Annotated in this window: 29 protein-coding genes and 1 pseudogene; 10 read left to right on the forward strand and 20 right to left on the reverse strand. The window is 40.3% G+C overall.

Annotated features, from left to right (window positions below):
• The 3 genes from B1R93_RS10755 to B1R93_RS10765 all read left to right on the forward strand — a co-directional run.
• On the forward strand, positions 1-842 hold an 842-nt coding region (locus B1R93_RS10755; protein ID WP_088103968.1), incomplete at its 5' end, for a CofH family radical SAM protein.
• A 253-nt stretch (positions 843-1095) separates the two neighbouring features.
• Entirely contained in the window at positions 1096-1656 is a 561-nt protein-coding gene (locus B1R93_RS10760) for a transposase (RefSeq protein WP_088103969.1), read from the forward strand.
• Positions 1557-2483 carry an IS3 family transposase gene (locus tag B1R93_RS10765; protein ID WP_133058600.1) on the forward strand — a complete coding sequence of 309 codons (927 nt, stop codon included), beginning with the start codon at positions 1557-1559 and terminating at the stop codon, positions 2481-2483. The genes B1R93_RS10760 and B1R93_RS10765 overlap by 100 nt, the downstream gene beginning before the upstream one ends.
• Before the next feature lie 118 nt (positions 2484-2601).
• On the opposite strand, the gene dapF is transcribed toward B1R93_RS10765, so the two are convergent.
• The 3 genes from dapF to B1R93_RS10780 all read right to left on the reverse strand — a co-directional run bounded on the left by dapF (position 2602) and on the right by B1R93_RS10780 (position 4026).
• Positions 2602-3450 carry a diaminopimelate epimerase gene (gene dapF / locus B1R93_RS10770; protein ID WP_088103970.1) on the reverse strand — a complete coding sequence of 283 codons (849 nt, stop codon included), beginning with the start codon at positions 3448-3450 and terminating at the stop codon, positions 2602-2604.
• A 9-nt stretch (positions 3451-3459) separates the two neighbouring features.
• Positions 3460-3699: a hypothetical protein gene (locus tag B1R93_RS10775; RefSeq protein ID WP_088103971.1), complete on the reverse strand. Its 240-nt coding sequence runs from the start codon at positions 3697-3699 to the stop codon at positions 3460-3462.
• A 90-nt stretch (positions 3700-3789) separates the two neighbouring features.
• Entirely contained in the window at positions 3790-4026 is a 237-nt protein-coding gene (locus B1R93_RS10780; RefSeq protein ID WP_088103972.1) for a YuzB family protein, read from the reverse strand.
• A gap of 203 nt (positions 4027-4229) precedes the next feature.
• On the opposite strand from B1R93_RS10780, the pseudogene B1R93_RS23810 reads away from it, so the two are divergent.
• Both B1R93_RS23810 and B1R93_RS10785 read left to right on the forward strand, forming a co-directional pair.
• A pseudogene (locus B1R93_RS23810) lies at positions 4230-4391 on the forward strand (TetR/AcrR family transcriptional regulator); the annotation flags it as partial.
• Positions 4392-4802: 411 nt separating this feature from the next.
• On the forward strand, positions 4803-5870 hold the full coding sequence (locus tag B1R93_RS10785; RefSeq protein WP_342587528.1) for an NAD(P)/FAD-dependent oxidoreductase: 1068 nt from the start codon (positions 4803-4805) through the stop codon (positions 5868-5870).
• 58 nt (positions 5871-5928) lie between these two features.
• Here the strand turns inward: B1R93_RS10785 and B1R93_RS10790 are convergent, their stop codons facing one another.
• The gene (locus B1R93_RS10790) at positions 5929-6240 is read right to left on the reverse strand and encodes a YuzD family protein (RefSeq protein ID WP_088103974.1); all 312 of its coding nucleotides are present in this window, start codon (positions 6238-6240) and stop codon (positions 5929-5931) included.
• 184 nt (positions 6241-6424) lie between these two features.
• Between B1R93_RS10790 and B1R93_RS10795 the strand changes: the two genes are divergently transcribed.
• Entirely contained in the window at positions 6425-6718 is a 294-nt protein-coding gene (locus B1R93_RS10795; protein ID WP_425348952.1) for a NifU family protein, read from the forward strand.
• A gap of 745 nt (positions 6719-7463) precedes the next feature.
• On the opposite strand, the gene B1R93_RS10800 is transcribed toward B1R93_RS10795, so the two are convergent.
• The 5 genes from B1R93_RS10800 to yutH all read right to left on the reverse strand — a co-directional run bounded on the left by B1R93_RS10800 (position 7464) and on the right by yutH (position 12309).
• On the reverse strand, positions 7464-7694 hold the full coding sequence (locus B1R93_RS10800) for a transcriptional regulator SplA domain-containing protein (protein ID WP_088103976.1): 231 nt from the start codon (positions 7692-7694) through the stop codon (positions 7464-7466).
• A gap of 51 nt (positions 7695-7745) precedes the next feature.
• Entirely contained in the window at positions 7746-8666 is a 921-nt protein-coding gene (thrB, locus tag B1R93_RS10805; protein ID WP_088103977.1) for a homoserine kinase, read from the reverse strand.
• Positions 8663-9727, reverse strand: coding sequence for a threonine synthase (thrC, locus tag B1R93_RS10810; RefSeq protein ID WP_088103978.1), 1065 nt, complete (start codon positions 9725-9727; stop codon positions 8663-8665). The genes thrB and thrC overlap by 4 nt, the downstream gene beginning before the upstream one ends.
• Before the next feature lie 2 nt (positions 9728-9729).
• The gene (locus tag B1R93_RS10815) at positions 9730-11025 is read right to left on the reverse strand and encodes a homoserine dehydrogenase (RefSeq protein ID WP_088104652.1); all 1296 of its coding nucleotides are present in this window, start codon (positions 11023-11025) and stop codon (positions 9730-9732) included.
• Positions 11026-11289: 264 nt separating this feature from the next.
• Complete coding sequence (gene yutH, locus B1R93_RS10820; RefSeq protein WP_088103979.1) at positions 11290-12309, reverse strand: spore coat putative kinase YutH; 1020 nt, start codon at positions 12307-12309, stop codon at positions 11290-11292.
• 138 nt (positions 12310-12447) lie between these two features.
• On the opposite strand from yutH, the gene B1R93_RS10825 reads away from it, so the two are divergent.
• Entirely contained in the window at positions 12448-12945 is a 498-nt protein-coding gene (locus B1R93_RS10825) for a phosphatidylglycerophosphatase A family protein (protein ID WP_088103980.1), read from the forward strand.
• A gap of 773 nt (positions 12946-13718) precedes the next feature.
• Here B1R93_RS10825 and B1R93_RS10840 read toward each other — a convergent pair.
• The 3 genes from B1R93_RS10840 to hepT are packed head-to-tail and all read right to left on the reverse strand — an operon-like array spanning position 13719 to position 15651.
• A complete protein-coding gene (locus tag B1R93_RS10840; protein ID WP_088103983.1) occupies positions 13719-14486 on the reverse strand; it encodes a TIGR01457 family HAD-type hydrolase in 768 nt (255 codons plus the stop codon).
• 50 nt (positions 14487-14536) lie between these two features.
• Positions 14537-15175, reverse strand: a complete 639-nt coding sequence (locus B1R93_RS10845; RefSeq protein WP_088103984.1) for a helix-turn-helix transcriptional regulator — start codon at positions 15173-15175, stop codon at positions 14537-14539.
• Positions 15176-15195: 20 nt separating this feature from the next.
• Positions 15196-15651 carry a type VII toxin-antitoxin system HepT family RNase toxin gene (hepT, locus tag B1R93_RS10850; RefSeq protein WP_088103985.1) on the reverse strand — a complete coding sequence of 152 codons (456 nt, stop codon included), beginning with the start codon at positions 15649-15651 and terminating at the stop codon, positions 15196-15198.
• Between the two features lie 111 nt (positions 15652-15762).
• Here hepT and B1R93_RS10855 point away from each other — a divergent pair, with 111 nt between their 5' ends.
• Positions 15763-16029 carry a DUF3055 domain-containing protein gene (locus tag B1R93_RS10855; RefSeq protein WP_088103986.1) on the forward strand — a complete coding sequence of 89 codons (267 nt, stop codon included), beginning with the start codon at positions 15763-15765 and terminating at the stop codon, positions 16027-16029.
• A gap of 44 nt (positions 16030-16073) precedes the next feature.
• On the opposite strand, the gene B1R93_RS10860 is transcribed toward B1R93_RS10855, so the two are convergent.
• Complete coding sequence (locus B1R93_RS10860; RefSeq protein ID WP_088103987.1) at positions 16074-16364, reverse strand: YutD family protein; 291 nt, start codon at positions 16362-16364, stop codon at positions 16074-16076.
• 149 nt (positions 16365-16513) lie between these two features.
• Here B1R93_RS10860 and B1R93_RS10865 point away from each other — a divergent pair, with 149 nt between their 5' ends.
• Complete coding sequence (locus B1R93_RS10865; protein ID WP_088103988.1) at positions 16514-17161, forward strand: YhcN/YlaJ family sporulation lipoprotein; 648 nt, start codon at positions 16514-16516, stop codon at positions 17159-17161.
• A gap of 101 nt (positions 17162-17262) precedes the next feature.
• Here the strand turns inward: B1R93_RS10865 and lipA are convergent, their stop codons facing one another.
• Positions 17263-18177, reverse strand: a complete 915-nt coding sequence (lipA, locus tag B1R93_RS10870) for a lipoyl synthase (protein WP_088103989.1) — start codon at positions 18175-18177, stop codon at positions 17263-17265.
• 246 nt (positions 18178-18423) lie between these two features.
• Here lipA and B1R93_RS10875 point away from each other — a divergent pair, with 246 nt between their 5' ends.
• The gene (locus B1R93_RS10875) at positions 18424-19428 is read left to right on the forward strand and encodes a M23 family metallopeptidase (RefSeq protein ID WP_088103990.1); all 1005 of its coding nucleotides are present in this window, start codon (positions 18424-18426) and stop codon (positions 19426-19428) included.
• Between the two features lie 73 nt (positions 19429-19501).
• On the opposite strand, the gene B1R93_RS10880 is transcribed toward B1R93_RS10875, so the two are convergent.
• The 6 genes from B1R93_RS10880 to B1R93_RS10905 all read right to left on the reverse strand — a co-directional run bounded on the left by B1R93_RS10880 (position 19502) and on the right by B1R93_RS10905 (position 26784).
• Positions 19502-20632: a Ger(x)C family spore germination protein gene (locus B1R93_RS10880; RefSeq protein WP_088103991.1), complete on the reverse strand. Its 1131-nt coding sequence runs from the start codon at positions 20630-20632 to the stop codon at positions 19502-19504.
• On the reverse strand, positions 20632-21717 hold the full coding sequence (locus B1R93_RS10885) for a GerAB/ArcD/ProY family transporter (RefSeq protein WP_088103992.1): 1086 nt from the start codon (positions 21715-21717) through the stop codon (positions 20632-20634). The genes B1R93_RS10880 and B1R93_RS10885 overlap by 1 nt, the downstream gene beginning before the upstream one ends.
• A complete protein-coding gene (locus B1R93_RS10890; RefSeq protein WP_088103993.1) occupies positions 21714-23219 on the reverse strand; it encodes a spore germination protein in 1506 nt (501 codons plus the stop codon). The genes B1R93_RS10885 and B1R93_RS10890 overlap by 4 nt, the downstream gene beginning before the upstream one ends.
• 150 nt (positions 23220-23369) lie before the next feature.
• Entirely contained in the window at positions 23370-23480 is a 111-nt protein-coding gene (locus B1R93_RS10895) for a methionine/alanine import family NSS transporter small subunit (RefSeq protein ID WP_088103994.1), read from the reverse strand.
• Between the two features lie 2 nt (positions 23481-23482).
• Complete coding sequence (locus B1R93_RS10900) at positions 23483-25015, reverse strand: sodium-dependent transporter (RefSeq protein ID WP_088103995.1); 1533 nt, start codon at positions 25013-25015, stop codon at positions 23483-23485.
• Between the two features lie 158 nt (positions 25016-25173).
• Positions 25174-26784: a Na+/H+ antiporter NhaC family protein gene (locus tag B1R93_RS10905; RefSeq protein ID WP_088103996.1), complete on the reverse strand. Its 1611-nt coding sequence runs from the start codon at positions 26782-26784 to the stop codon at positions 25174-25176.
• Positions 26785-26824: the final 40 nt, after the last annotated feature.

Genomic DNA, 26824 nt, shown 5'->3' on the forward strand with positions numbered 1-26824 from the left:
TATTACGTGCCTATACCATGGATGGCGAGGCGTTGCTAAAATACGTTGAGGAGCGCTGGAATGATAACATCCGTGAATTCCATATCGTTGGTGGGCATAATCACGAAGTACCGTTTGATTATTACTTAGATACGATTCGGACTTTAAAAAAGCACTATCCTAAAGTGACAGTGAAAGCTTACACTGGTGCTGAAATTGAATTTTTCTCTCGTATCTCTGGTTTATCAATGAAAGAAGTTCTTGAAGAATTAATTAAAGCTGGTCTTGATACTCTTCCAGGCGGGGGAGCAGAAATTTTAACAGAGCGCTATCGTGAAAAAATGAGTCCTGATAAGGCATCAACGGATCAGTGGCTTGAAGCGCACGAAATTGCTCATGGATTAGGATTAAAAACACATGCAACGATGCTTTACGGTTCAATCGAAACGTTAGAAGAGCGTCTAATTCATATGGATCGTCTTCGTCAGCTTCAAGATCGTACCAATGGTTACATGGTGTTCATTCCTTTAGCAATGCAGCCTCGAAGCATTAATGCCAACTTAAAACGCCGTACGTCTGCATTTGACGATATGCGTACGCTAGCAATTAGTCGCTTAATGCTCGATAACTTTGACCATGTTAAAGCGTATTGGATTAATATCGGCGTTCAGCTTACACAAATGGCGCTTGCTTTTGGCTCTAGTGACATCCATGGTACGTTAATTGAGGAACGAATTTCTCACTCTGTTGGCGCATTAACATCACAAGGGATAACACGAGATGAATTAATTCACCTCATTAAAAGTGCGAATAAAACCCCTATTGAACGCGACACTTTCTATAACACCGTTAAAACCTATTAAAAAAAGTGGCAATATGCGAGGACGTTGAAAAAGGGTGCTTTTCCCTTTTTCAGTGCCTCTAAGCAATGTGTGGAGCCGTTGTAATCTTTTTAAAAAGCCTACTATGAGTGGATTTCTCATAGAAGCGAGCAACGTGTGGAGCCGTTGCTACTTAATAAGAGCCACTGAAAAAGGTAGGTTTTTGAGGGCACTGAAAAAGTGAACTGCACCCCAAAAGTTAGAGTTAACAATCTGACTTTGGGGTGTGTTTTTTATGGCTAAATATAGTGACCAATTTAAATTAATGATGGTACATGAGTATCAAAAAGGACATTTATCGTTTGACAGGTTGGCAAAAAAACACGGTATGAATGACAGCACTGCCATAAAAAAATGGGTGAAAGTTTACGATAAATTTGGGACGACAGGTTTGATGAAAAAGAGTAAGAGGGAAACTTTTTCTGTCCAATTCAAACTCGATGTATTAAGCTTTATGAAAAGAACAGGATCTTCAGAGATGGATACCGCTATTTACTTTGGATTGTCCACCCCTTCGATGATAGGTGCATGGAAGAAAGCTTTTTTGGAAGATGGTGCTGAAGCCCTGGATAGAACGAAAGGAAGACTACCCATGTCTGATAAAGCTAAAAATATAAAAAAACAACGTACAGAAAAAGAAATGACGTATGAACAAAAGCTTGAAAGAGAGAACGAGCTCCTACGTTTAGAGGTAGAATACTTAAAAAAGTTGCGAGCTTTTCAGATGGATCCGGAGGGCTATCTCGAAAAGCACAAGCAGCGTTATCATTCGAACTCAAAGAAAAGTTCAAACTAAAAGATGTTCTACAAAGAGTCGGAATTCCTGATTCCTCCTACCATTATCATATAAAAGAGATCAAGAAGGAGAATCCGAATCAGAAACTCGAGGAATGCATCCAATCCAAGTTTGAGGAACATAATGGGAATTATGGGTATCGTCGTATCTGTTTGGAGTTAAAACAAGATGGGCTCAAAGTGAATCACAAGAAGGTTCAACGCATCATGAATAAACTTGGGCTTAAATGCAAGAAATTTAGTAGAAAGTCACGAAAATATAGTTCTTACAAAGGAACAATTGGAACTGTTGCCAAGAACCTTATCAATCGTCGGTTTCACACAAGTGTGTGTCATCAGAAATTAACAACAGATATCACAGAATTCAAGTGCTCAGATGGTGTAAAACTGTACCTAAATCCAATTATGGACTTGTTTAATGGCGAAATTCTTTCTTATGAGATAAATATGCGTCCAACCTTAGAATTGGCTCTTAAACCTCTTGAGGAAGCTTTAGAAATAGTAAAAGATTCAAGGTATAGAACGACTGTTCATTCTGATCAAGGCTGGCATTATCAACATAAAAAATGGGTAAAAACTCTAAAGAAACATAAGGTGTTCCAGAGTATGTCACGAAAAGGAAATTGCTTAGACAATTCACCTATGGAAAGCTTTTTCGGATTATTAAAACAAGAAATGTATTATGGTGAGGCACTCTGCTCATTTGAGAAATTAAAAAAGAGAATTGAAGACTATATCAATTATTATAATAACAAACGCATAAAGCAAAAATTGGCAGGCATGAATCCGGTTCAATACCGTATTCATACCAGCCAATTAGCAGCTTAATATAAAACTCTAACTTTAGGGGGTCACATCAAGTAGTAATGGCTTCCGATATGTCGCTTTTTTTTTCATCAAAACTTATGCATCTGCTCAAAAAGTGAAAAGGTTAACGACATGTCTTCTATCTACGCTCAAACACACCTTCACAAATAACCTCTGCAGCCCCTGTCATCAGCACGTCGTCGTTGGCTTTCCACTCAATCGTTAAATCACCGCCAAGTAAATGGACCACGACTGGCTGCTCTTTTTTGACATGTCCGTTTAATACGGCAGCAACAACGGCAGCACATGCCCCTGTTCCACATGCTTGAGTAATTCCAGAGCCGCGCTCCCATACCCGAAAATGCAATTCCTCTTGACTGACGACCTCCACAAATTCAACATTCACCCAATCTGGAAAGCGCTCATGTTTTTCCAATAGTGGCCCTACTTCCTCAACTGATGCACTCTCAATATTGTCAACAAACATCACGGCATGGGGATTTCCCATTGAAACGGCAGTTAACTCAAAGGATTGCCCATTCACATCAATTTTCTCTGCTACAACTTGGGCTACTGCTTCCCCCGTCATCGGAATCTCTTCACGCTTTAAACGCGGTTGACCCATATTTACCGTTACGCTTGTGACACGGGTTCCATTAGTAATAACCGTTGCTTCGACCATGCCACCTAACGTTTCAATCAAAAATGTTTCACCTTCTACATACCCATGCTCATATGCAAATTTCGCTACACAGCGTAATCCGTTTCCACAATTCTTCGCTTCTGAGCCGTCATTATTAAATACCCGCATTTTTACAGGGGCTTTCTCGGATGGACATATGAGAATAAGACCGTCAGAGCCAATTCCTTTATTTTTATCTGCCACTTCAATCGCCAGTGGGGCTAACTGAGCCTCGTCTACTGTCTCTTTGAATAAGTCAACATAAATATAGCTATTCCCTAATCCGTGCATTTTCGTAAACTTCATCGTTTTTCCTCACTTTCGTAGTGCATCTGTTGTCCAAAAATAATCATCATCAGCTTCTAATATCGTCATCTTACTATTACAGCAAGGTAAAATCAGAATCGTTTTGATCCCTTCCTTTGCTCGATTTAAATCACGTGGCTTCATATGTGTTAATACCTGATCACTTCCACAATACGGACATTGATGCAAATAAATATCATTATATTGCTTCTCATAAGGCCACGTGTTTTGAAATGGTACAACACTCATGAGTTTCTCCCCTTCCAAACACCTAATCTATAAGTGAACCCGTTCAAAGTTTTTCAAAAAAAAGCTTCTAGTGTATGCTAGAAGCCTGTTTTAAATCATCATGTTTTCCTCTAGAAAATCATGTATATTTTCAAGTAATTCTTCATTGGTTTCACCTGATACAAACTCCCCGTTAACTAGCGCAAAAGGAGTGCGTGCACAATTTCCACAATTACCGAGGCATCCGTACTCAATAATATCTAAATTCGGATCCTTTTCAAGCTCTTCCATTACCTTTTGAGTACCACTTGCTAAGTTACTTAAACAAAATTCAATGATCGGACGCATACTTTCACCTCTATTTTCTTCATCATCTATGCTACTCCTACAAATAATAGAAGTCAATGATGTTCATCCTAAGAAGGTAAAGACAATTAAAAACAAATCAGAAAATAAAAAAAGTCAAAAATTCTTCACAAAGTTGTTGTTTCTATCCAAATGAGTCGTTATAATCAAAACTGACCAGGGTCATTTTTATGAGGAGCGACGTCATGAGTGAACGAGCAAAAAAGAAACAGACAAAAGAACGGATCGAGCGAGCAGCTTTAGAACTTTTTCGTGAAAAAGGATTTGCTCACACAACCGTACTTGAAATAACAAAGGCTGCAAATGTAGCGAAGGGGACGTTTTTTAATCATTTCCCGACAAAAGAGTCCATTATGCATTCACTTGCTAATGACCGTCTACAAGAAGTGCTTCCATATATTCAACAACGGCATCTAGTTCATCGCCCGTTATTAGTAAGGATGCGTGCTTATTTAAATTTTATTTTAACTGATTATGACATTCACCCTAAATTAACGATTCAAATTTGGAAGCATGTTATGGAAAATGAACAATTACTATTACCTCATTGGGAACAGCTAGTCCAACAAGCCCAAGAGCGTGGAGAGGTTAACCGGTCCGCCTCTCTTTATACATGGAGCCATATATTAAACAGCCATGTATCCTATGGGCTACAAACGTTTGCAAACGAACCAACAAAGGCACAGCTGCTCACAAAAGTGATAGCTTTGGTCGAAGCGAGCTTAGATGCAATCATAGAAAAAAGGAGACATCCACGTATGAAAAAACTAGTCCTTTTAGGTGGAGGATATGGCGGAATGCGGATATTACAACGCCTTCTTCCAAATGAATTGCCCGATAACATCGAGATAACATTAATTGACCGACTGCCTTACCACTGTTTAAAAACGGAATATTATGCCCTTGCAGCTGGAACGGCACCCGATAAACATCTTCGTGTCGATTTCCCAGATGATCCTAGATTGACAATTAAATACGGTACGATTACGAATATTCATTTAGCTGAAAAATCCGTCGAGTTAGAAACAGGTGAGCATGTTTCATACGACACATTAATTATCGGCCTAGGCTGCGAGGATAAATATCACAATGTCCCAGGTGCACCTGAGCATACGTACAGCATTCAAACAATGGGAGCAACTCGTAGAACATATGAAGCCTTAAATAATGTTCGACCAGAGGGTGTTGTTTCCATCGTTGGAGCTGGCTTGAGTGGAGTCGAATTGGCTAGTGAGCTTCGTGAAAGCCGACCTGATTTAACGATTCGATTGTTCGATAGAGGTGAAATTATCCTCTCCATGTTTCCAAGAAGATTGAGCACCTATGTTCAAAATTGGTTTATTGACCACGGGGTAGATGTACAAAATAAGTCAAACATCACAAAGGTCGAAGAAGGTGCACTTTATAACCATGATGAAAGAATTGAAAGTGATGCGATAATCTGGACGGCAGGTATTCAACCTGTGGAGGTTGTTCGGAATCTCGATGTCGAAAAGGATTCACAAGGTCGTGTCGTTTTAACACCACAGCATTTCCTTCCAACAGACGAAAATGTATTTGTTGTCGGTGATTGTGCTAGCTTACCTCATGCACCAAGCGCACAGCTAGCAGAAGGGCAAGCAGAACAAATTGTCACGATTTTAAAAAAACAATGGAATGGTGAACCATTGCCAGAAGAGCTACCACGAATCAAACTAAAAGGTGTGTTAGGTTCTCTTGGGAAAAAACACGGATTTGGTTTAATGGGGGAACGCACTTTACTCGGCCGTGTTCCTCGTGTTTTAAAGAGTGGCGTTTTATGGATGTATAAACATCATTCAGGTTAATCATATCATTAGGAAGACCAAACCTCAGAGGTTTGGTCTTTTCCTTTTAGAAAACCCTTTAAGGACATTCCTCAATTTTTTGATAGATCGTTTTTAAATTCGGGTTCCCTTCAGCTACAACTTCACCACCAAGAACAACTAAAGGGTAAAAATATTCATCGTTCAAAATTGCCTCAGCATACTGACGGTCCTTTTCACCTACCTGTTCTTCAATATCCACATATCGAATGTGAAAAATTTTTTCTGGGTATTTTCGTGTTAAAGCTGCTTCAAGCCACTCCTTCGTTTCAAACGCACTCGGTAAATGAACACAGCTTGCACATTTATTTTCTGCTCCAAATACAACAAGCTCGACGGTAGGCTTCTTCATCTTAGTCCCCCCTTTTTTTAAAATGTGGCCAAATGTGATTTTATCATCATTTTTTCGGAGTTATCATCATTTTTCCGCGAATTATCATCATTTTTTTCTGAGGTATCATCATTTTTTAAAATTTATCATCATTTTGTCAGTTTTGTCATTTAAAAAGGCAAGACGTACAAAAGTTTGCAGATTCATGGATTTTTTTTATCATCACTATTATAATAAGGATAGAAAGGAGTTGTTCTTAATGGAAACAAGTACTGAAATGTTTGAACAAGTACAAGAAGTATTAGATAAGCTTCGTCCTTTCTTGCTTCGTGATGGCGGGGACGTTGAACTTGTAGAAGTAGAAGATGGCATCGTAAAAGTTCGTCTTCTCGGTGCATGCGGCTCTTGCCCAAGCTCAACAATTACGCTAAAAGCAGGGATTGAGCGTGCACTTCTTGAAGAGGTTCCTGGAGTAAAGGAAATCGAGCAAGTATTCTAAATTAATCCGAGCCAAACGGCTTGGCTAACTTCTTATGTCAGTATTGATAGTAAAACGCCCATTTATTGGGCGTTTTCTTTTTTAGTTTAGGTAACGAAGAGGGAATTAGGAAAGGATACACCGCCTTTCTTTTTTTTTTCGCATGGCTCCGCTCGATGCTCGTTGGACGAGAAGAGCGCTCGTCCAACTTTAAGTGCTTGCAGCGGCTTCGCTCATGCGAAGAGGGAATTAGGAAAGGATACACCGCCTTTCTTTTTGTCGCATGGCTCCGCTCGATGCCCGTAGGACGGAAAAACGGCTCGTCCAACTTGAAGTGCTTGCAGCGGCTGCGCTCATGCGAAGAGGGAAGTAGGAAAGGATACACCGCCTTTCTTTTTGTCGCATGGCTCCGCTCGATGCCCGTAGGACGGAAAAACGGCTCGTCCAACTTGAAGTGCTTGCAGCGGCTGCGCTCATGCGAAGAGGGAAGTAGGAAAGGATACACCGCCTTTCTTTTTGTCGCATGGCTCCGCTCGATGCTCGTTGGACGAGAAGAGCGCTCGTCCAACTTTAAGTGCTTGCAGCGGCTTCGCTCATGCGAAGAGGGAATTAGGAAAGGATACACCGCCTTTCTTTTTTTCGCATGGCTCCGCTCGATGCTCGTTGGACGAGAAGATCGCTCGTCCAACTTTAAGTGCTTGCAGCGGCTTCGCTCATGCGAAGAGGGAATTAGGAAAGGATACACCGCCTTTCATAATTCCCTCTTTTACATCATATATTGGTCGTAGAGTTGTTGGGCTTCTTCTTGGGTGGAGAAGATAGCGTCATTGGCTTCAATTGGATGGTAGAAGTCGTGGATAAGTAAGGATAGCTGGTTTGGATCCATTGGATCACGGGCAACCATCGCTTCTTGGATCGTTTGTACCGATTGTGTATGTGGGTTTCGGTATATCACATACACAGACTGACCTTCTTTTAGTTGCTGTAAATCCAACATAGGGCATACCTCCAACATATTTGTTTTTGGTATGCCCTACAAGCGATTTAATTATGCTTCTGTTAACGAAGTAAGAGCTTCTACTTTAATTCCTTGTTTTGCAGGTAAAAGAACATCGACTTCAAAGCTCGGAAAACGGCGTTGAAGAATGCTTTTAATCTCATGACCTTTGTTTACAGGCGCCAAGCATAGCATAGTCGGGCCAGCTCCACTTAAGGCTGCTCCGTATGCGTCCGTTTCATGTAAGACAACATCGATCACTTCATCTAAATGAGGAACAAGTTTGTTTCGGTACGGATGGTGAAAAACATCCTCACTCATCATTTTACCAGCAAGCTCCCAGTTCCCTTGAAGGATGGATGCAACGAGGACATTTGCGACACTACTTCCTCGGACTGCTTGACGGTGAGTTAGTGTTTCTGGCAAGACACCTCGCGCCTTTTTTGTTTTCAACTCTTCGGTTGGAATTAAAAAGACTAAATCAACTTCAGGCACTCCACCAAATAGTACATTTGTTGCTTCCTCTGTATGAGTCCCGATGACAAGACCACCATAGACAGAAGCAGCAACATTATCCGGATGCCCTTCCCATACACTTGCATAACGTACCTTTTGTTCGTCAGTTAATACGTCACCAAGAAGTTGATTTGCAAGTTCAATACCAGCTACAATCGCCGCTGCACTGCTGCCTAGACCACGAGCTAATGGAATATCACTTGTCATTTTTACTTCACATGGAGAAAGTGTTTTTCCTAAGTCGGCAGCCACGTGCTTTGCTACTTCACAGATTAAGTTATCCTCTCCCGATGGAACATCCTGTAAATCTTCTGAGTCTGAGTGAAAAAACCATTCATCTGCTTCCTTGACGACAAGTGTCAAGTAACGGTTTACTCCAAGGCCGACAGAGTCAAAACCTGGGCCTAGGTTGGCTGTACTGCCAGGCACCGTCACGACAAATGGTGTTACGCTCATGACTTCACACCGCCCTTAAGGTAAGAAAGGAATGCTTCTTCGTCATTTGGAAGAACAGTTGGTTTAACCGATACTGTATCCATAGCCGTGTTTGGATCTTTTAGGCCATTACCTGTTAATACACATACAACCTTTGATCCTTTTTTAATTTCACCAGACTCGATTTGCTTTTTCAAGCCAGCAATTGATGCGCAAGACGCAGGCTCAGCGAAAACACCTTCGCGCTTTGCTAAAAGCTGATATGCTTCAAGAATCTCTTCATCAGTGACGAAATCAATTTTACCGTTTGATTCTTCAGACGCAGCGACTGCTTTATCCCAGCTCGCTGGATTCCCGATACGAATCGCTGTTGCTACTGTTTCAGGCTCAGGAATGACTTCACCACGTACGATAGCTGCTGCACCCTCTGCTTCAAATCCACGCATTTGCGGAAGTCCTGTCCCCTTTTTCTCATTGTATTCTTTAAAGCCTTTCCAGTAGGCAGTAATATTACCCGCATTACCAACAGGAATACAAAGTACATCTGGCGCTTGGCCTAATGCATCAACCACTTCAAACGCTGCTGTCTTTTGTCCTTCGATACGGTAAGGATTCACTGAGTTAACAAGCGTGATATCTTCTTTTTCACTAATAGAACGAACGATATCAAGTGCATTATCGAAGTTCCCTTTAATTTCAAGTACCTCAGCACCATACATAACCGCTTGTGCTAGCTTTCCAAGGGCAATCTTGCCTTCTGGAATAACTACGACACAGCGAAGACCTGCTCTTGTTCCGAAGGCTGCCGCTGCAGCAGAAGTGTTTCCAGTTGACGCACAAATAATCGCCTTGCTGCCCTCTTCTTTTGCTTTCGCAACTGCCATAACCATCCCACGATCTTTAAATGATCCTGTTGGGTTCGCTCCTTCGTACTTTACATAAATGTCAACGCCCCACTCTTTTGATAAATGCTCAAGTGGTACAAGTGGCGTGTTCCCTTCATTTAATGAAAGCATTGGTGTATTTTCATTCACCGGTAAAAATTCTTTATATTCGTGTAATAAACCTTTCCAACTGCTCATTCTTAATTTCCTCCCTCAACTCGATAACTGCTCTCTACTGATTCTACCACATCTAGAGCGGTTAGGCGCTGGTACAATTTTTCGTAATTTTCTTCGCTTGTTTTATGCGTAATAATAATAACCTCTGCAACCTCTTCCCCTTCGACTGGAAGCTGCAATAATTTTTCAAAGCTGACTTCGAATTCAGCAAATAGAGACGTAATCGTCGAGAATGTTCCCGCTTTATCTAAAACACGTAAGCGTAAGAAATGTTTTGCTTCAATTTCATTTGCTTCTTTTAGTACTTTTTCATGTAGCGGAACTAACACGCTATGTCCCGTTACACCAAGACGCATATTTCTCATAACTGTTACTAAATCGGAGACAACTGCTGTTGCTGTTGGCAATGAACCTGCTCCTGGACCATAAAACATCGTTTCACCAACCGCTTCTCCGTAAACATATACCGCATTATATTCATTATGCACAGAAGCAAGTGGATGCTCAGTCGGTAGTAATGTTGGTTGAACACTTACTTCAATCCGATTATCATCACGTTGCGCTAAACCAATTAGCTTCATTGTATAGCCAAGCTGCTCACAATAATGAAGGTCTGCCTCTGTTACTGCTGAAATCCCTCGAACAGTCACATCGTCAAAGCTCACTTCCGTTGAAAATCCTAATGATGCTAAAATCGCCATCTTTCTTGCAGCATCAAGTCCTTCAACATCGGACGTTGGATCCGCTTCAGCAAAGCCAAGCTCTTGTGCTTGCTTTAATACATCTTCATATGAACTGCCTTCTTGGCTCATTTTCGTTAAAATATAATTCGTCGTTCCATTCACAATCCCCATCATTTTAGTAATTCTGTCAGCTGAAAGTCCATCTGATAGGCTTCTTAAAATTGGAATGCCTCCCGCTACACTTGCTTCATAAAAAAGGTCACAGCCATTCTCTGCTGCAATTTTAAGAAGCTCAGCACCATGAACAGCCAATAAGTCTTTATTTGCTGTTACGACGTGTTTTTTGGCTTGTAGGGCACGAGCAATATGCTCCTTCGTTTGCTCCATCCCACCCATGACTTCAATAACAACGTCAATTTCTGGATTAGAAAGGATCTCTTCAATATCTTCTGTTACAATTTCTTTTGCAAGCTCTATATTACGTGCTTTATTCTTGTTACGAACGAGCACTTTTCTAACTTCAACTGGACAACCTACTTGATGCTGCAATTCTTCCTGATGTCGTTGAATTATGGAAACAACCCCAGTTCCCACTGTACCAAGACCTAATAACCCAACACGGACAACATTTGTCATTCTCACTACACTCCAATCTTCCAACCCATCTTTTTGTATCTCTAAAATGAACAGTTGTTTTTCTATAATGGACATTATAGACCTGATTCCCTTAGAACACAAGGGCTATTTCATCATATTTTGAAAAGTTTTTTTGAAAAAGGCATGTGACTATTATGTACCATCTACATATGTAAAGATTCTTTCCTTCCCTAATGTTTAATGTACATCAAAACGAATAGAGCCACCCTACTTTAACGGAGTGACTCTTTTGAAAAAACTTTATTAAATCCAATCAATTGAAGGGGTCATCCCTCTTGTTCTAGGCAAACGAATACGCTCGGAAAAGAACTCAAGAAAGCGTTCATTTTCAATTTCATTTTCTAACAAGGCCATAAACTGCTCACCATAAAATTGTTTTCTTTCCGGAAGCTGTGTTCGGTAATAGCTCTCAATCGTTTCAAAGTAATGCAATGGAAAAAGTAGTCGCGCATACGTTAGTCTCCAGCCATACGTCGAGAGCGGTTCATATTGCTCATAGCCCTCTAAAAAGGAAAGGATCTCCCTCCAGTCTTGTGATGCTCGATGACTTCTGATCCATTCAGCTATATCGCGACAAGAGTGATCATAAACAAATTCCGTCGGCTTTTTTACAATATCGCCGTTCTCCGATAACGTTAACCATGTTTGATCCGTAAACCGTCGGTGGCAGATCGTCCCTTTTTCCTGCTCCTTACCCCGGTCATCGTAATTGGCATCCACGACATACTGAATGGCGTTTTCGGTTAGTCCCATAAAATAAGGGTAAGTAAATAAGAACGATTCATCGACAATCGTTTGCGGTCCCTGCGCTAACACTTGCTGATACCAGTCTTCAAGCTGCTCTAAGCGCTTTTGCCATAGGTTATGCCATTGCCCGTAATAATCGAATGTCTTTTGGTGTACTGGCATTTGTTTTCCGTAATAATGAATTGCTGCTAAATGAGCCCCTTTTTCATCATCCGTATTGACCCGAAAGGCTTGGCGATTATCATTGACCGGTAAGGCACATACATACACATCCTGTCCATCCACCAAGCCAACATGACTTTGATAAACGGTTGGTTGCAGCTCAAGTACGCTGGTATCACCTATTGAACGGAGATATTCTGCATACTTTAACATCTCCTGTTCATTTGAAGCGCACTCTTCCTTTGGGAGCAGAAGATAAGACATTCCGCCAGCTTGAAACCCTTCATACTCACCAATTGTAAATCTTGAATCACAGTATAAATGATAGTAGTCATAAATATTTCGTTCAAACATAGGCTCCCCTCCTTCATTCGCCTACCTTTTTTTAGTCTATGACCTATGTGCATAAAATGTGTTTGAATGTCGTAGACTAGTAACATCCTTTTTGTCTTCAGGACATGGCAGGACGAGGTAAACGTTGGAGGTGTATGAATGACAGAGAAAAAAATAAATGCAGTAGAAGAAAAAGCTCGCCAATGGTTAACAGAACGAGGAGTTACCTTAAATGATATTGCAGAGCTTGTTTACTTTTTGCAGGTGAAGTACCATCCTAATCTAGAGCTTGACACATGTCTTGAAAATGTAGATGCTGTCATAGCGAAGCGCGAAGTACAAAATGCAATTTTAACAGGCATCCAGCTTGATTTATTAGCCGAGCAAGGAAAATTAGAACAACCTCTACTTGGAATCATTGAACGGGATGAAGGACTATATGGAGTCGATGAGATTATTGCTTTATCGATTGTGAACGTCTATGGCTCAATCGGATTCACAAACTACGGATACATCGATAAACAAAAACCTGGCATTCTCGAAATGCTTAATGACAAAGAAGGTGACAAATGCCACACCTTTCTCGATGATATCGTTGGAGCAATCGCAGCAGCAGCCTCCAGCCGCCTTGCCCACCGAGCTGAAAATGTAGAATGACTAGAAAAACTCCCTCCCGCCAGAAATTAAATTAGATGCTCGATTTTCCCCTTCCACACACAGCACATGATTAGAGTACATTCTCCGGCGGGAGGGGCTAGTTTTTCTTGCTTCCCACCATCTTCGCTCTCTTCCCCTGGTAAAAGGCTTTAATCAAGAAATGCCTGCATTTTCCTCCTTTCCTTTTACTAGGGCCGCCAGAAATTAAATTAGATCCTCGATTTTCCCCTTTCACCCACAGCCCATGATTAGAGTACATTCTCCGGCGGGAGGGGGTAGTCTTTCTTGCTTCCCACCATCTTCGCTCTCTTCCCCTGGTAAAAGGCTTTAATCAAGAAATGCCTGCATTTTCCTCCTTTCCTTTTACTAGGGCCGCCAGAAATTAAATTAGATCCTCGATTTTCCCCTTTCACCCACAGCCCATGATTAGAGTACATTCTCCGGCGGGAGGGGGTAGTCTTTCTTGCTTCCCACCATCTTCGCTCTCTTCCCCTGGTAAAAGGCTTTAATCAAGAAAAGCCTGCCTTTTCCTCCTTTCCTTTTACTAGGGACGCCAGAAATTAAATTAGATGCTCGATTTTCCCCTTTCACCCACAGCACATGATTAGAGTACATTCTCCAGCGGGAGGGAGTTATCAGCGAAATCGGACCATTTATCAGCGAAAATGATCTGTTTATCATCAAAAATATAATTTTATCATCAAAAATTCTGATATTATCATCAAATGTGCACTAAAAAAACCTGGCACGAAAATGCCAGGTTTTATTCTTTCTTATTCAAATGTCCATTCTGCTAAAGAATCAATCGCGATCGTTGGTTTTTGCTCTTTTTGTGCCATTTGTTCTTTTGTTGAAACGCCGGTGTAGACCATGAGGGTATCCATTCCCGCTCGTAGCCCAGCTAAAATATCTGTATCATAATTATCGCCGACCATTAAGGTGTCTTCCTTTTTTGTTCCGATTACTTCTAATGCCTGCTCAACAATTATGGATTCAGGTTTTCCGATAAAGGTTGGCTGAACTCCAGTTGAAACACTCACAACCGATATAATCGATCCTGCACCTGGGAGCAGTCCTCTTTCAGTTGGAAGGGCTACATCACCATTTGTCGCAATGAAGGTTGCCCCCGCACGTACATTTAGCGCAGCTCCGGCTAGTTTTTCATATGTAATTTGGCGATCTAGCCCCATGACAACAAAGTCTGCATCCTTTTCAACAATTTCATGGCCAGCTGCCTCTAAGGCATATTTTAAGCCTTGTTCTCCCACCATGTAGACACGAGCTTGCTTTTTTCTTTCAGCGATAAAGGTTGCAGTTGCCATACTTGTTGTAAAAATATGCTCCGGTGTCGCCGGCACATCCATCCCTTTTAACACATCAGCAACATCCTCTGGGCGCTTTGTAGAATTGTTTGTCACAAATAAATAGGGCAACCCTCGACGTTCAAGCTCCTTAACAAATTGAACAGCTTCGTCTATTTTTTCTGTTCCACGGTACATCGTTCCATCTAAATCAATGAGAAATCCTTTGTATGTCGGCAAATTTGTCACACCTTTTCTTATCTTTAAAGTTGCCTTGTAAACGGCATCTGTTATTTATTTTTCTTTAACATATATTCACAGCACGTTGAATCTTCTTTCGCGACACAGCTGACTTGCTGAATATCATCCGTATTAAGAAGTACTTGAAAAAGCTCGTGCTCACAAGAACAGGCGACAGGATACTCTTTCGCGACTTTCGCAATTGGGCAATTGTACTCAGTAAATCGAAATGTCCCATCTTCCTGCTTTTCTACTTCGACCATATAGCCATTTTCATTTTGAATCTTCGCTAAAGCTTCGACCCGCTCTTCGAAGGTCCCATTCATAGTTTGGATGTATTTTTCCTGTAATCGCTCTTTTCTTTTCTCGAAGAGCTGCGTAATTACCTCTTGTCCACTTAACTCTTCTAGGTCTTTTAAAAAATCTACCGTTAAACTGCCATAATTACGAGGAAAGCTTTCTTTTCCTTGTTCCGTTAAAAAATATTTATGAAGTGGCCGCCCCATCGATTGACGTACAATCCGCGCCTCAATCAAGCCCTCAACCTCTAAGCCTTGCAGGTGACGGCGTACAGCCATTTCTGTAAGGCCTAAATCCTTAGCAAGTTCGGAAACAGTCTGCTCCTTTCTTTGCTTTAACATCGTTAAGATCGTTTCTCTTGTAGAACTAGCACCTTTGGTCAACACCATCACCTTTCCTTTTGAGCAGTTTAGCCTTTTTTTCCATCCTCAGGTAAAAAAGCTGATACCGGTCCAAGTTCCTCGACTAAATACCTCCGAACAGCTTTAGGGAACTGAATCAGGGCGAAAATATGCTGTCTAATAGTTGATTCTAGAAGCGAATGGTCAATGTTTGCGTAATCTTGGACTAAACTTTTACGACATCGAACAACTTCCTTTAACGCCTTTGCATCCTCCGCTGGAATGACGGATTCATCCTCTAATATATCAATAATATCTTCATAGCTCCCAGGATCACGCATAATAAAACCGTCAATCATGCTATTACCTACATCAATAATTGATTCAATGATAACATAAGAGACCCGTTCTAAAGCGAGTCTGTCTAAACGAGTGGTAAATTGTTTATCTTCGTTAAGTAGTTGTACTAGGTCCTCGTAGTACCGTAACGTTTGCTCGATTTTTTCTCGATCGACAAAATACATTCATATCACCTTTTCTAATCAGTTTATCCATTATAAAACGACTGAATCATTCGCACCCCTTGTCGTTGCATGTTAAAATGAATGTAATGAACTAGAAAGGGGCAAGAACGAATGTCTGAACGTTTTTACCTTTACGATGATGTAGAAGAAACACGAACTCGATTCGTAAGCTTCATGGGAGAACATCAACGCTTTGATTTAGCAATTATCTCTTCATCACGATATTATGGAAAGCAGCTTGTCCTAGACGTCCAATCGAATCGATTCGCGATTATCGGCGAAGACGATTTGGAAGAGCCAGGTTATTTAGAGCATGCCTACCAGTTAGATGAAGAAGATGCAGAAGAATTGCGCTCCTTTTTACATGAGGTTATCTAAATCATAAAACCATCTTTTAGGGGGGATTCCTCAAAAGATGGTTTTTAGACGTTTTCCACCTTTTCCTTTACTCGTCTTAAAACGAAATAGGCACAACCGAAGTTACAGTACTCATACAAATACTCGGGTAATGTGCTAATTTTCGTATCATATGTAGACTTTTTATGTTTATCCTCAAAAAAACCGCGAAGCCTAAGCTGACTATAACCCCAATCCCCAACAATATAGTCGTATTTATTGAGAACATCGCTATATCTTTCCTTAAAGGCCTCTTCGTTCCAGCCGTCCTTTACATTTTCAACAACCTCAAATTGCATATCTTGTATGCGAACCATAGCGGGCTCACCTCTTTATTTTTTGCTATTCCTATTGTACCACAAGAATGGATTTCTTTTACGATTTGAGTTTGATTGCTTCACCAGCATTTTCTAGCTGTAAAATTGTTTCTTTCGGGTCATTCTGTAAAAGAGGAGGGATCATTCTAATGATAAAAAAATCATGGCTAGTCACCGGATTAACAAGCGTCGTTCTAATGACTGGCTGCCAAATGAATGCAGGGGAACAACCAACGAACCTTCAGCGTACTGCAAATACAAATGATCAAGTTGCAACTCGGAGCCATTATCAAATGACTCAAGCTGAAAATATTGACGATTATGCACATTATGGATATTCACGCATTCAACGACAAGATGTTCAGCAGGATGACAGACAACAATTGTACCCAGTCATTGATCGCAACAGGTTATCGGAGGGAATTACGCGCTTAGTTTTAACGAACCCAACAGTCGAAGAAGCTGCAACATTAGTGACTGATAAATATGTCTTAGTGGCTTATAACGGCGATCGTGAAAATCGTGAACTCGTGGCAGATCAAGTAAAACGGAGCGCGATTTCTATCGCACCGCGCTATTTAGATGTATTCATTACAGATAACCACGATCATTTTGACGAAATTGAACGCTTTAAAGGACAATCCTCCACGGACCCGGCTTATGAGCGGACAATTGAACAAACGATACAAGAAATGAAGCAATCACCTCAAGGAAAATATGATGAGGAAACCGATCATGATCTAAAAATAATGAGCCAAAAACATCAGCGTCTTCAAAACGCTTCAACTAATTCATAAATGTAAGTCTGTATAAAGCACTCTTTTATAGATGCTCCTTCTATACTTTCTTACCTCAAAAAAAGGAGTGCTTTTACGCATCTCCTTTTTTTAGATTATTTTTATGATTTCGCTTCAGCTACCTTTTTAGCCTCTTCACGTACTTGTGCTTCATTTACTTGTTCATCAGCATGGTAAGAGGAGCGGACTAGTGGGCCTGCCTCACAATGGCTAAATCCTTTGCTCAAAGCGATTTCCTTAAGCTCTGCAAACTCATCCGGATGATAATACTTCTGTACTTTTAAATGCTTTCTCGTTGGCTGTAAATACTGACCGATCGTCATAATATTTACATCGCTTGCACGTAAGTCATCCATCGTTTCAATAATTTCTTCTTTTGTCTCACCTAAACCAATCATTAAACTAGATTTAGTTGGAATATCAGGCTGTAATTCTTTTGAACGGCGTAAAAATTCCAGCGTTCGCTCATATGTTGCTCTAGCCCGAACTCTTGGTGTTAAACGACGTACCGTTTCAATATTATGGTTCATAATATTTGGTCGTGCATCAATTAATGTTTTTAGACTGTTAAAGTCACCAAGCATATCTGAAGGTAATACTTCAATCGTACAGAAAGGGTTGCGACGACGAATCGCCCGAACTGTTTCTGCAAAAACGGCCGCACCACCATCTTTTAAGTCATCTCGTGCAACAGCTGTAATTACGACATGTTTAAGCCCCATCGTTTCAACTGACTCAGCAACGCGTTCTGGCTCTTGAAGGTCAAGCTCTGTCGGCAAACCTGTTTTTACAGCACAAAAACGACATGCGCGTGTACAAATGTCTCCTAGAATCATAAACGTCGCTGTTTTTCTAACAGCCCAACACTCATGAATATTAGGGCAACGCGCTTCTTCACAAACAGTATGTAATTTTTTTTCACGCATCATTTTTTTCAACCCAGTATAGGATTCATTCGTATTAAGCTTTATTTTCAGCCATTCCGGCTTACGGAGATGTTCTTCTTTTTTAGCCATTTCTTTCACTCCATTCATTCCCTTTTAGAAACGATCAATGACACATAAAGTGGCCATTGCCAAATAATCAACAAAATAAAAAGTTCACTATTATTCTTCTCTCTCTTCCCTACTTTATCATGATTTACTACAAATGACCAAGGTACGGCTCAAAATTTCCATTGATTCTCACCTATGTTTTGACGAACTTTTTACAGACTATAAGTAAGAATGCAAAGTTAAACAAAAAAAGGAGTCGATTGGAGCATGAAGCAAGCAATACTAATTTTCGTCCTTCTTTTCTCTGTCTTAAGCGTTGCTCCTACAACACTTGGAGCCGAGAAGGAAGAAATGACAGCAGCAGAGAAATATGAAAAGCGACTTGCTCTTTATAAAAAAACAGAAACCCTCACAAACGTACCTTGGTATTATTTAGCTGCCGCTGATACATATGAGCGCGGCTTACGAAAAGCAATTCGAGATCGCCCGACAGAAGAAGGGTTAATCTCAATTTTTTACGCACCAAGTCAATGGGCTGGTCCTCTAAACCCAGATTTAGATGATACGAATCCTTTATCCATCAGTATGTTTGATGGGGTTGGACTTGATGGGAATGGTGATGGTATTGCGGATCGTAACGACGATGAAGATGTCCTGTATACCTTTGCTCGTTACCTTGAAAAGTATGGGTATGATGAAGAAGATTTTCGAATTGCTCTGTGGGAGTATTACCAACGGGAAAAGTCCGTTAATATTGTCCACGGACACGCTAAGGTTTATGAAAAATTCGGTACTTTGGAGTTAGATGAACACGCCTTTCCAATGCCACTAAATTATAATTACAGTTACAACAACACGTGGGGAGATCGACGCGGCTGGGGTGGTCGCAGAATTCATGAAGGTACCGATATTTTTGCTAATTATAATGTTCCAATTCGTGCAACAGCCTACGGTATCGTTGAAATAAAAGGATGGAACATGTATGGTGGCTGGCGAGTTGGAATTCGCGATTTGGATAACGTCTACCATTATTACGCCCATCTAAGTGGTTTCGAAAAAGGAATTGAAGAAGGTACGATCGTCGCACCAGGTGACGTTATTGGCTACTGCGGAAGCTCAGGCTACGGGAAGCCAGGAACACAAGGGAAATTCCCACCTCACCTCCACTACGGTATGTACCGTGATAATGGTCGAACTGAATGGTCCTTTGACCCTTATCCATCACTAAAAAAATGGGAACGTCAAGCATACCAAAAACGAAAAAAGAAATAATAACGGTTTTCCGTTTTTATTCTTAAGTATAGCATTACGTTGCAGGGTGTCTTAGCCTTTCGAGACACCCTCCTCAACGTTCCTTTCTCTCTTTTGTAAATAAATCTCGTTGCCCTGTATTCGTTATATTGAATTTGACGTCAACCGTAAATTGGGCATTTTTCCATCCTTCTTCTTCCCATTTCAACTTATTAAAATAGGAAGGGTTCAGCCCCCAAATACGCTGTCCCATCAGCCAGGGTTCGATGTTTTTTTGTTGTAATTTATTTATTAATTGTTCGATATCAGTCTTTATTTCTTGTTCCATTTTTTTATTTATCTTGTCAATCAATTCGTTATCTATCATTTTATTAATATCATCAATTGCAATAACTTCACCTTTTCCTTTAATCTTTAGGTGAAATTGAACCGGATTGGTTTCATCAAAATCAACGTCCTGTGTTAACTTAATCCTACTTAAATTGACCTTATGATCCTCAACGACGGTTGTATAATTCATAAAGTCTAGACGGTCTTCCTTCATTAACTCACTTAATCCGACTAGATTGCCTTGTAATTTTTCGACCAAGTGATCATTTTTAAAAAAGGCCATCCCTTGAATCTTAATGACGTTGTCCTCAATTTTTGCTAGTGGTAAAGTAGCAACATTGGAAATCGTATTGCTATCTCTGCGATACTCATAAAGCTTAACTCCTTGAGAACGCGATAATTTTTGATCTGAACTAAAATACCGATTCACATAAAGTGACGGTAAGCTAACTAACGGTGACTCTGCCTGCAAAAATTCTTTGGCAGAGCCCTCAATGACAAGTAAATAAACTTGGCTTCCAACTGAAGATTCACGCGCTAATAAATCTAATACTTTCGGTAGATGTTCCTTTGCCACAGCTTCCGATATCATGACGGTTTTCATATGACCGAAAAATAATATCGATGGCGTTACAGATTCAAGTTCACTTAAAGCATCCCATAACGTATCCGCTTCCGCAGTAAATGTTTCAAATTCTCTCGCACTCGGCCCCGTTCCTGTCTCTGTCCCCTGTGTTAATACTGGTAATTGGATTGTAATCGAGAAAAGATGTTCCTTTCCCTCTTCAATAGCCATCCCCATTATAAGAGAACGATGATCAAGCTCACGTGAATCATATAAACAACCAGTTAAAACAATGAGAAGAACCACCGCAATTAACAACGTCCTAACCATTATGAATCCTTCCTTTTCTTAATCAATAAATAGGATAATAAAAAGATTGGCAGGATGAGTGAATAAAATGCCGCGTTTCGATGGTGCATTCCCCATACTTGATAATCGTAATTTGGAATCAATAATGCCCCTAGTCCCATTAAAAAAACAACGATAAAAATCGTAAACGGCTTAGAAATGTTCGGTATACTTTCTTTAATAATAAATGAACTAAACCAAATAAGAATCATCGTTAATTTTAAAAAAGCTGCAAGCCAAAAACTTAAAAAGAATAAATCAAATCGTTCAAACACACCTTGGCCAGTTGAAAAAGTTTGGACTACGGCAATTAATGGTGATAATAAATTTAAGGCTTCTTCAAACCCGAACGTACCGATAACGATTAAACTTAAAACGACATAAAATAGCACGACAAAACCTAACCCTAGATTCATCGGGAATAACAGCTTATCTTTGTTTTTTACATAAGGGATAAAGGAAAGCAGCGTCACAAGTCCTGCAAACCTAGCTAAATCAGAAATTGAACTTTTGACTAGAACGATCAATTCGTTTGGCTGAACAGGCAAAACATAAATGATTCGAAAATTTTCTCTAAACCCGAAAAAAATTAAAACGAAGAAGACAAAAAATTCTATGGCAACAAACACCACGACAAAACGGGTTATCGTTTTGATTCCATAAAGTACACCAATTGCTGCAATACTTAAGAAGTATCCTAATATAACCCATTGGGGGCTGTTCGGCAGCAGGAATACCTGTGTCATCACGAGTAATCCCCGCAAAATTACAATCCCCCCAAAAATCGTACTAATCATAAAGTAAATAACAATCGGCCAAAATAGGACTGGGTATATATTCTCTTTTAATTGTAAAATCAAGTTTGGATTTTCATACCTCTTTGCAAATTGTGACATTAGATACAGTAAAAGAAAAAAAGGTAAAGAAACAAATAGCATGAATAACCACGCACTTCTTATTTCTTCCCCTCCGACAAACGGTAAAAAAACCATACCAATTCCTATCGTTGAACAGATTGTAAAGGCAAACACATCAAAGCTTGAAAAATATTTGGATTGTTCACTCATGTCTTTTCACCCTTTGATCCCGGAATACGTTTAAAAAACATAGCCTTCAGCCCTTTGAAATTAAATGGAGCAATCGGGTCAAGGTAAGGCTTAGAAAATGATTCTAAGGAGCTAAGGTGAATAAAGATAAGACATACGCCTAACGTTAAACCATATAATCCAAAAAACACTGACACAAACAAAAGCAAATAGCGGACCAACCGTAAAGAAGTCGCCAACTCCCATGAAGGGACGGTAAAGGAAGCGATAGCAGTAAATGCAATGACAATAACCATTGCACTACTAACAACCCCGGCAGTGACTGCTGCTTGACCAATTACAAGTCCTCCAACAATACCAACCGTTTGTCCGATAAAGCTCGGTAATCGAATACTTGCTTCAACTAGTACATCTAAGGCAAACATCATCAATAACGCCTCAAGGCCTGCCGGTAATGGAATATTATTTCGTGACTCAGCAAGCGTCATCGCTAAGGTTGTTGGAATCAACTCGGGATGAAAGGCTACTAATGAAACATACAGTGCCGGGAGTAACGTGGAGATGATTAAGCAAACATACCGTAAAAATCGAATGAACATCATGCTCCATGTTGTCCCTTCATCGTTATCTTCTGCTGTTTCATAAAAGGTAGTAAGGCCTATTGGTAAAACGTTGCAGAACGGTGTATTATTTACCATTAATGCTATCCGTCCTTGAGTCAAAGCATAAGCGACTTGATCGACTCTTTCTGTTTTTTGAACTTGTGGAAAAAGCGAATTTGGACGTTCGATTACTTGTTCTGCAAGTTCACGAGACGAAAATATTTTTTCTACCTTAATTGAAGCTAATTTATTTTGAACCTCATCTAGCAGATTTTCGTCTGCATAATCATCTAAATAGAGTAAACCAACATGTGTATGGCTAAGAGTGCCAATATTATAGTTCTTTACTTTTAACCTTGGATCAGGAAAGTATTGTCTCATTAAAGCAATATTACTTTTACTATCTTCAATAAAGCCAACCTTCGCTCCATATACCTGCTGTTCAGTAAGTGGTGGTGAAAGACTCCGAGTTTCCATTCCATTTAAGGAAACCTGAACAGGCTTATCGCCGTCCAAATGAATAATCACATCCCCTGTCAATGCACCTTGAACGAGCGTTTCAAGATCTTGATATTTCTTTGGTGATAGACTCGTAAGTGTTTCGGAATAATGGTCTTTTTTCTCTGCATCTTCTCTGTCAAAAATTGGTCGGACTATCATCTTCTCAATGGCTTGTTCGTCTACCAAGCCTTTAATGTAAACTAGAAGTAACGTTTGCGTTGGTGACAGCTCTATCTTCCGGAAATGAACATCATCACAATCTTTAAAAATATGAGTAAGTAAGTCTTCAAAAGACTGTGTTTTCGTTAAATCGTGATTCGGAAGTGTAATGTTTGCTAGAAAATCATTAAGCGGCTCCTTCAACTCTGGATTTAGTTTTATCGTACGGTGAAAATATTCCCTAAATCTTCGTTTACTCATAGCCACAACTCCTTGTAAGAATCAATATTCTTACCTACCATTATGAGATCGTTTGCCATTTTCTATACTTAGTAGAGTGATATAACAACTTAAGTATCATTTTACGGACCAAAAAAACCCTCCAGTACGAACTGGAAGGTTTTAACAACTTTACGACTTTTTTTGTTTCGCTACTTTCACGGCATTTGTAATACTAAGGGCCATTCCACCCCAAATAATCACCATTCCGATAATCATCATGACAACTGCACTTGCACTCATTATTATTCAGCCCCTTTTTCAGTTGAGTCTGAAGGAACGTTTAAGTCCCCTTTTTGCCACTTCATCGCTGAGAAAATAAACCCGACAATAATTGCTCCGATTGCTACAAACCAACCTGAGTAGAGCAAGAACGAAGTAGGATAACCTTCGTAATTATTTGTGAAGTTCTCGATTGTATTTTGAATCGCCATGTATCCTAAAACAACCGGAGTAACGACGCCTAAGCATACTTTCCACCATAACCCTGTTTTAAAATCTGACACACGGTTTGCATGCTCTTGTAATCCAGGAAGTTCTTTGACAAACCAAGCGACAGCAATAACGGAAATTAATCCAGCTAACGCAATACCGAACTGGTTGATGAAATAATCTGCTGCGTCTAAGAAGAAAAGACCACCTTGCGTCGCAAACATAATCGAAATAATTGCAGCAAGACCTCCACCAAACGCAACTGCCTTTGTACGTGATACATGGAATTTATCCTGAATTGCTGAAATAAACGTTTCTGTAATCGAAATCAATGACGATAATCCTGCTAACACAAGCGAACCAAAGAATAAGACCCCAAAGAAGCCATTCATTCCTGGGAACGTATTAATAATTTCAGGGAAGACGACAAAGGCTAATCCAATTCCAGCACTTGCGACCTCTGAAACAGCCACTCCGCTAGCATTTGCCATAAAGCCAAGTGCCGCAAAGACCCCAATCCCCGCAAGTAATTCAAAGCTTGAATTACTAAAGCCTGTAATAAAGGCATTGTTGTTAATATCCGATTTTTTCGGTAAATAACTTGAATACGTAATCATAATGGCAAACGCTATCGAAAGGCTGAAGAAGATTTGTCCATAGGCCGCAACCCATACGCTTGGAGACATAATTTCTGACCAATTTGGTTTAAAGAACGCATCTAAACCAGTCATTGCCCCTTCCAGTGTTAACGCACGAATAACGATTAAAAGGAACATCACGACTAATAACGGAATAAAAATCCGGTTAGCAACCTCAATTCCACGCTTAACCCCTTTAAATAAAACAGCAAGTGTAACTACCCATACAAGAATTAATGGGAAGAATACCCCCCCAACAATTGAACCAAAATCTCCTGGTGCGCCACCTGACACGATATCCACTCTTTGTAAAAAGTCCCCCATTAGGAAGTCTCCTGGTGCATCTCCCCAACGTTGGTTTACAGCAAAATAGGTGTAAGCAAGGGCCCATGCAATAATAACAGCATAGTAAGTTGAAATAACAAATGAAATCGCAACTTGCCACCAGCCAATCCATTCTGTTTTCTTACTAAGACGTGCATACGATAATGGCGCAGAGCCACGATATTTGTGGCCGAGAGTAAACTCCATAATAAGAAGGGGAATCCCTGCTGTTAATAAAGCAAATAAGTACGGTAAAAAGAAAGCTCCTCCACCATTTTCATAAGCGACATAAGGAAAACGCCATATGTTTCCTAATCCTACCGCAGAACCGATTGCAGCTAAAATAAAGCCAGCGCGTGTTCCCCATTGTTCTCGATTAGCCATTTTCTAATCTCCTTTCGTTTTAAAGTTAAAGTCTTTGTTCATGACTATTCATCGATCCTAAAAATATCATAATTCTTACACATTTTTTTAGAATCGACTATATTGTAATACCTTTTCGGTAGAAAATCTAAACATTTGGTGAGTTTTCTACCGAAAATTTACTCATTAACTCGATACCCATTCTTTTTTCTTATAAAGAACACACAAATTGCCAATAACATGACCGCTGAAACTAGAGCTAAAGAAACGCTCATCGTTACCCCTAGAATGAGGTAGGAAATAAACGTAATTACAGCTCCTAAAAGTGCATAAGGTAACTGGGTAATGACGTGATCAATATGATGACTGCCTGCCCCTGTTGACGAAAGAATCGTTGTATCTGAAATAGGTGAACAATGATCCCCAAAAATGGATCCTGCTAGTACTGCAGCAAGCATTGGCAGCATAAGTGTTATATCTAATACTGCAGCCATTTCACCTGCGATTGGCAACAGTAAGCCAAACGTTCCCCATGAGGTCCCCGTTGAAAATGCAGCAAACCCAGCAACAACAAACAATATAGCTGGAAGAAACATAGGGTTTAAATTTGCTTCCTCAATTTTGATGGCGAGATATTCACCCGTCCCTAGTTGGTCAATAATCGCGATAATAACCCAGGCTGCCAGTAAGATATAAATGGCTGGTAGCATCGATTTAATTCCTTCACGTAACGCTTGTAACAGTTCAATTGGACGGGCCTTTTCAACGCAATTTAATAAAAGCGTTACGACCAACCCGACAACTCCACCGTACACAAGTGATGTCGCCACGTCTGTATTTTCAAAAATAGCTAATAGAGAGGCTTGTCCTTCTGATGCCTGTAAGCCTGTCCAAACCATAAAAAACACCGTTGAGATCACTAGCGCAAGAATCGGCCAAACAAGATCCCCTACTGTACCGTAACGATTTGAACCTAATCCTTCTTGATCGCCAGGAACTGGTCCACGCTTCGGATCGACCAATTGACCTGTCTCCATTGCCGCTGTTTCATGCGTTTTCATAAGGCCAATGTTTAAATTGAACATCGCAACCGAAAAAACGAGTAGCATCGCAACAACCGCATAGATATTCATCGGGATCATTAAGATGAACGCTTGTAAAGCTTCATACTCCGTTACTCCATGCGTTGCTAAAATCCCTGCGATAATTGCAATGATGTAAGCTCCCCAACTCGATACTGGGGCAATAACACAAATAGGAGCAGCTGTTGAATCAACTAAATAAGCGAGTTTAGCCCGAGAAATTTGATGGCGATCTGTTAAAGGACGGCTGACATTCCCAACCGTTAAACTATTAAAATAATCATCAATAAAAACGATAACCCCTAAAATAACGGTTAAAAGCTGAGCTCCTCTTCTTGTTTTCACACGCTTAATCGCCCACTCACCAAACGCACGGCTCCCACCTGAAAATGTTACCAATGCGGCAAGCATACCTAATAGTAGCAAAAACAAAATAATAAAGAGTTCCCACGTATTTAAGGCAAAGCCTGAAGCAAAAACGGCCTCTGTTACCGATTGAAACGTAACCTGCTCGATGTCTCCATAGCTAAAAAAGATTCCAACAAAAATTCCATACACATTTGCTAACGCTTCAATCGGGTTAAATTGATGTAAAAGTAAGGCACCGACAACAATTCCAATCCCTAGCGATAAAAGAACCCGTCTCGTAATAATGACCATAACTAATGCTAAGACCGGTGGTAATAACGATAAAATCGACGTTTCCATACTGTAATGTCCTTTCTCTAAAGTTGTTAGTTTGAATACA

Source organism: Halalkalibacter urbisdiaboli (assembly GCF_002156385.1).
GTDB classification, from domain to species: domain Bacteria; phylum Bacillota; class Bacilli; order Bacillales; family Bacillaceae_D; genus Halalkalibacter_A; species Halalkalibacter_A urbisdiaboli.

What these genes read in the sequence shown, in the direction of transcription:
- B1R93_RS10800 (WP_088103976.1), bottom strand. Translation starts at nt 7,694, where the DNA reads ATGTTGGATTTACAGCAACTAAAAGAAGGTCAGTCTGTGTATGTGATA.
- B1R93_RS10885 (WP_088103992.1), bottom strand. Translation starts at nt 21,717, where the DNA reads ATGAGTGAACAATCCAAATATTTTTCAAGCTTTGATGTGTTTGCCTTT.
- B1R93_RS10790 (WP_088103974.1), bottom strand. Translation starts at nt 6,240, where the DNA reads ATGAAGAAGCCTACCGTCGAGCTTGTTGTATTTGGAGCAGAAAATAAA.
- yutH (WP_088103979.1), bottom strand. Translation starts at nt 12,309, where the DNA reads ATGTTTGAACGAAATATTTATGACTACTATCATTTATACTGTGATTCA.
- B1R93_RS10775 (WP_088103971.1), bottom strand. Translation starts at nt 3,699, where the DNA reads ATGAGTGTTGTACCATTTCAAAACACGTGGCCTTATGAGAAGCAATAT.
- B1R93_RS10825 (WP_088103980.1), top strand. Translation starts at nt 12,448, where the DNA reads ATGACAGAGAAAAAAATAAATGCAGTAGAAGAAAAAGCTCGCCAATGG.
- B1R93_RS10865 (WP_088103988.1), top strand. Translation starts at nt 16,514, where the DNA reads ATGATAAAAAAATCATGGCTAGTCACCGGATTAACAAGCGTCGTTCTA.
- B1R93_RS10875 (WP_088103990.1), top strand. Translation starts at nt 18,424, where the DNA reads ATGAAGCAAGCAATACTAATTTTCGTCCTTCTTTTCTCTGTCTTAAGC.
- B1R93_RS10880 (WP_088103991.1), bottom strand. Translation starts at nt 20,632, where the DNA reads ATGGTTAGGACGTTGTTAATTGCGGTGGTTCTTCTCATTGTTTTAACT.
- B1R93_RS10780 (WP_088103972.1), bottom strand. Translation starts at nt 4,026, where the DNA reads ATGCGTCCGATCATTGAATTTTGTTTAAGTAACTTAGCAAGTGGTACT.
- B1R93_RS10890 (WP_088103993.1), bottom strand. Translation starts at nt 23,219, where the DNA reads ATGAGTAAACGAAGATTTAGGGAATATTTTCACCGTACGATAAAACTA.
- B1R93_RS10815 (WP_088104652.1), bottom strand. Translation starts at nt 11,025, where the DNA reads ATGACAAATGTTGTCCGTGTTGGGTTATTAGGTCTTGGTACAGTGGGA.
- B1R93_RS10855 (WP_088103986.1), top strand. Translation starts at nt 15,763, where the DNA reads ATGTCTGAACGTTTTTACCTTTACGATGATGTAGAAGAAACACGAACT.
- thrC (WP_088103978.1), bottom strand. Translation starts at nt 9,727, where the DNA reads ATGAGCAGTTGGAAAGGTTTATTACACGAATATAAAGAATTTTTACCG.
- B1R93_RS10760 (WP_088103969.1), top strand. Translation starts at nt 1,096, where the DNA reads ATGGCTAAATATAGTGACCAATTTAAATTAATGATGGTACATGAGTAT.
- hepT (WP_088103985.1), bottom strand. Translation starts at nt 15,651, where the DNA reads ATGTATTTTGTCGATCGAGAAAAAATCGAGCAAACGTTACGGTACTAC.
- lipA (WP_088103989.1), bottom strand. Translation starts at nt 18,177, where the DNA reads ATGGCTAAAAAAGAAGAACATCTCCGTAAGCCGGAATGGCTGAAAATA.
- B1R93_RS10860 (WP_088103987.1), bottom strand. Translation starts at nt 16,364, where the DNA reads ATGGTTCGCATACAAGATATGCAATTTGAGGTTGTTGAAAATGTAAAG.
- B1R93_RS10845 (WP_088103984.1), bottom strand. Translation starts at nt 15,175, where the DNA reads ATGGTGTTGACCAAAGGTGCTAGTTCTACAAGAGAAACGATCTTAACG.
- B1R93_RS10785 (WP_342587528.1), top strand. Translation starts at nt 4,803, where the DNA reads ATGAAAAAACTAGTCCTTTTAGGTGGAGGATATGGCGGAATGCGGATA.
- B1R93_RS10795 (WP_425348952.1), top strand. Translation starts at nt 6,425, where the DNA reads ATGGATTTTTTTTATCATCACTATTATAATAAGGATAGAAAGGAGTTG.
- thrB (WP_088103977.1), bottom strand. Translation starts at nt 8,666, where the DNA reads ATGAGCGTAACACCATTTGTCGTGACGGTGCCTGGCAGTACAGCCAAC.
- dapF (WP_088103970.1), bottom strand. Translation starts at nt 3,450, where the DNA reads ATGAAGTTTACGAAAATGCACGGATTAGGGAATAGCTATATTTATGTT.
- B1R93_RS10895 (WP_088103994.1), bottom strand. Translation starts at nt 23,480, where the DNA reads ATGAGTGCAAGTGCAGTTGTCATGATGATTATCGGAATGGTGATTATT.
- B1R93_RS10900 (WP_088103995.1), bottom strand. Translation starts at nt 25,015, where the DNA reads ATGGCTAATCGAGAACAATGGGGAACACGCGCTGGCTTTATTTTAGCT.
- B1R93_RS10905 (WP_088103996.1), bottom strand. Translation starts at nt 26,784, where the DNA reads ATGGAAACGTCGATTTTATCGTTATTACCACCGGTCTTAGCATTAGTT.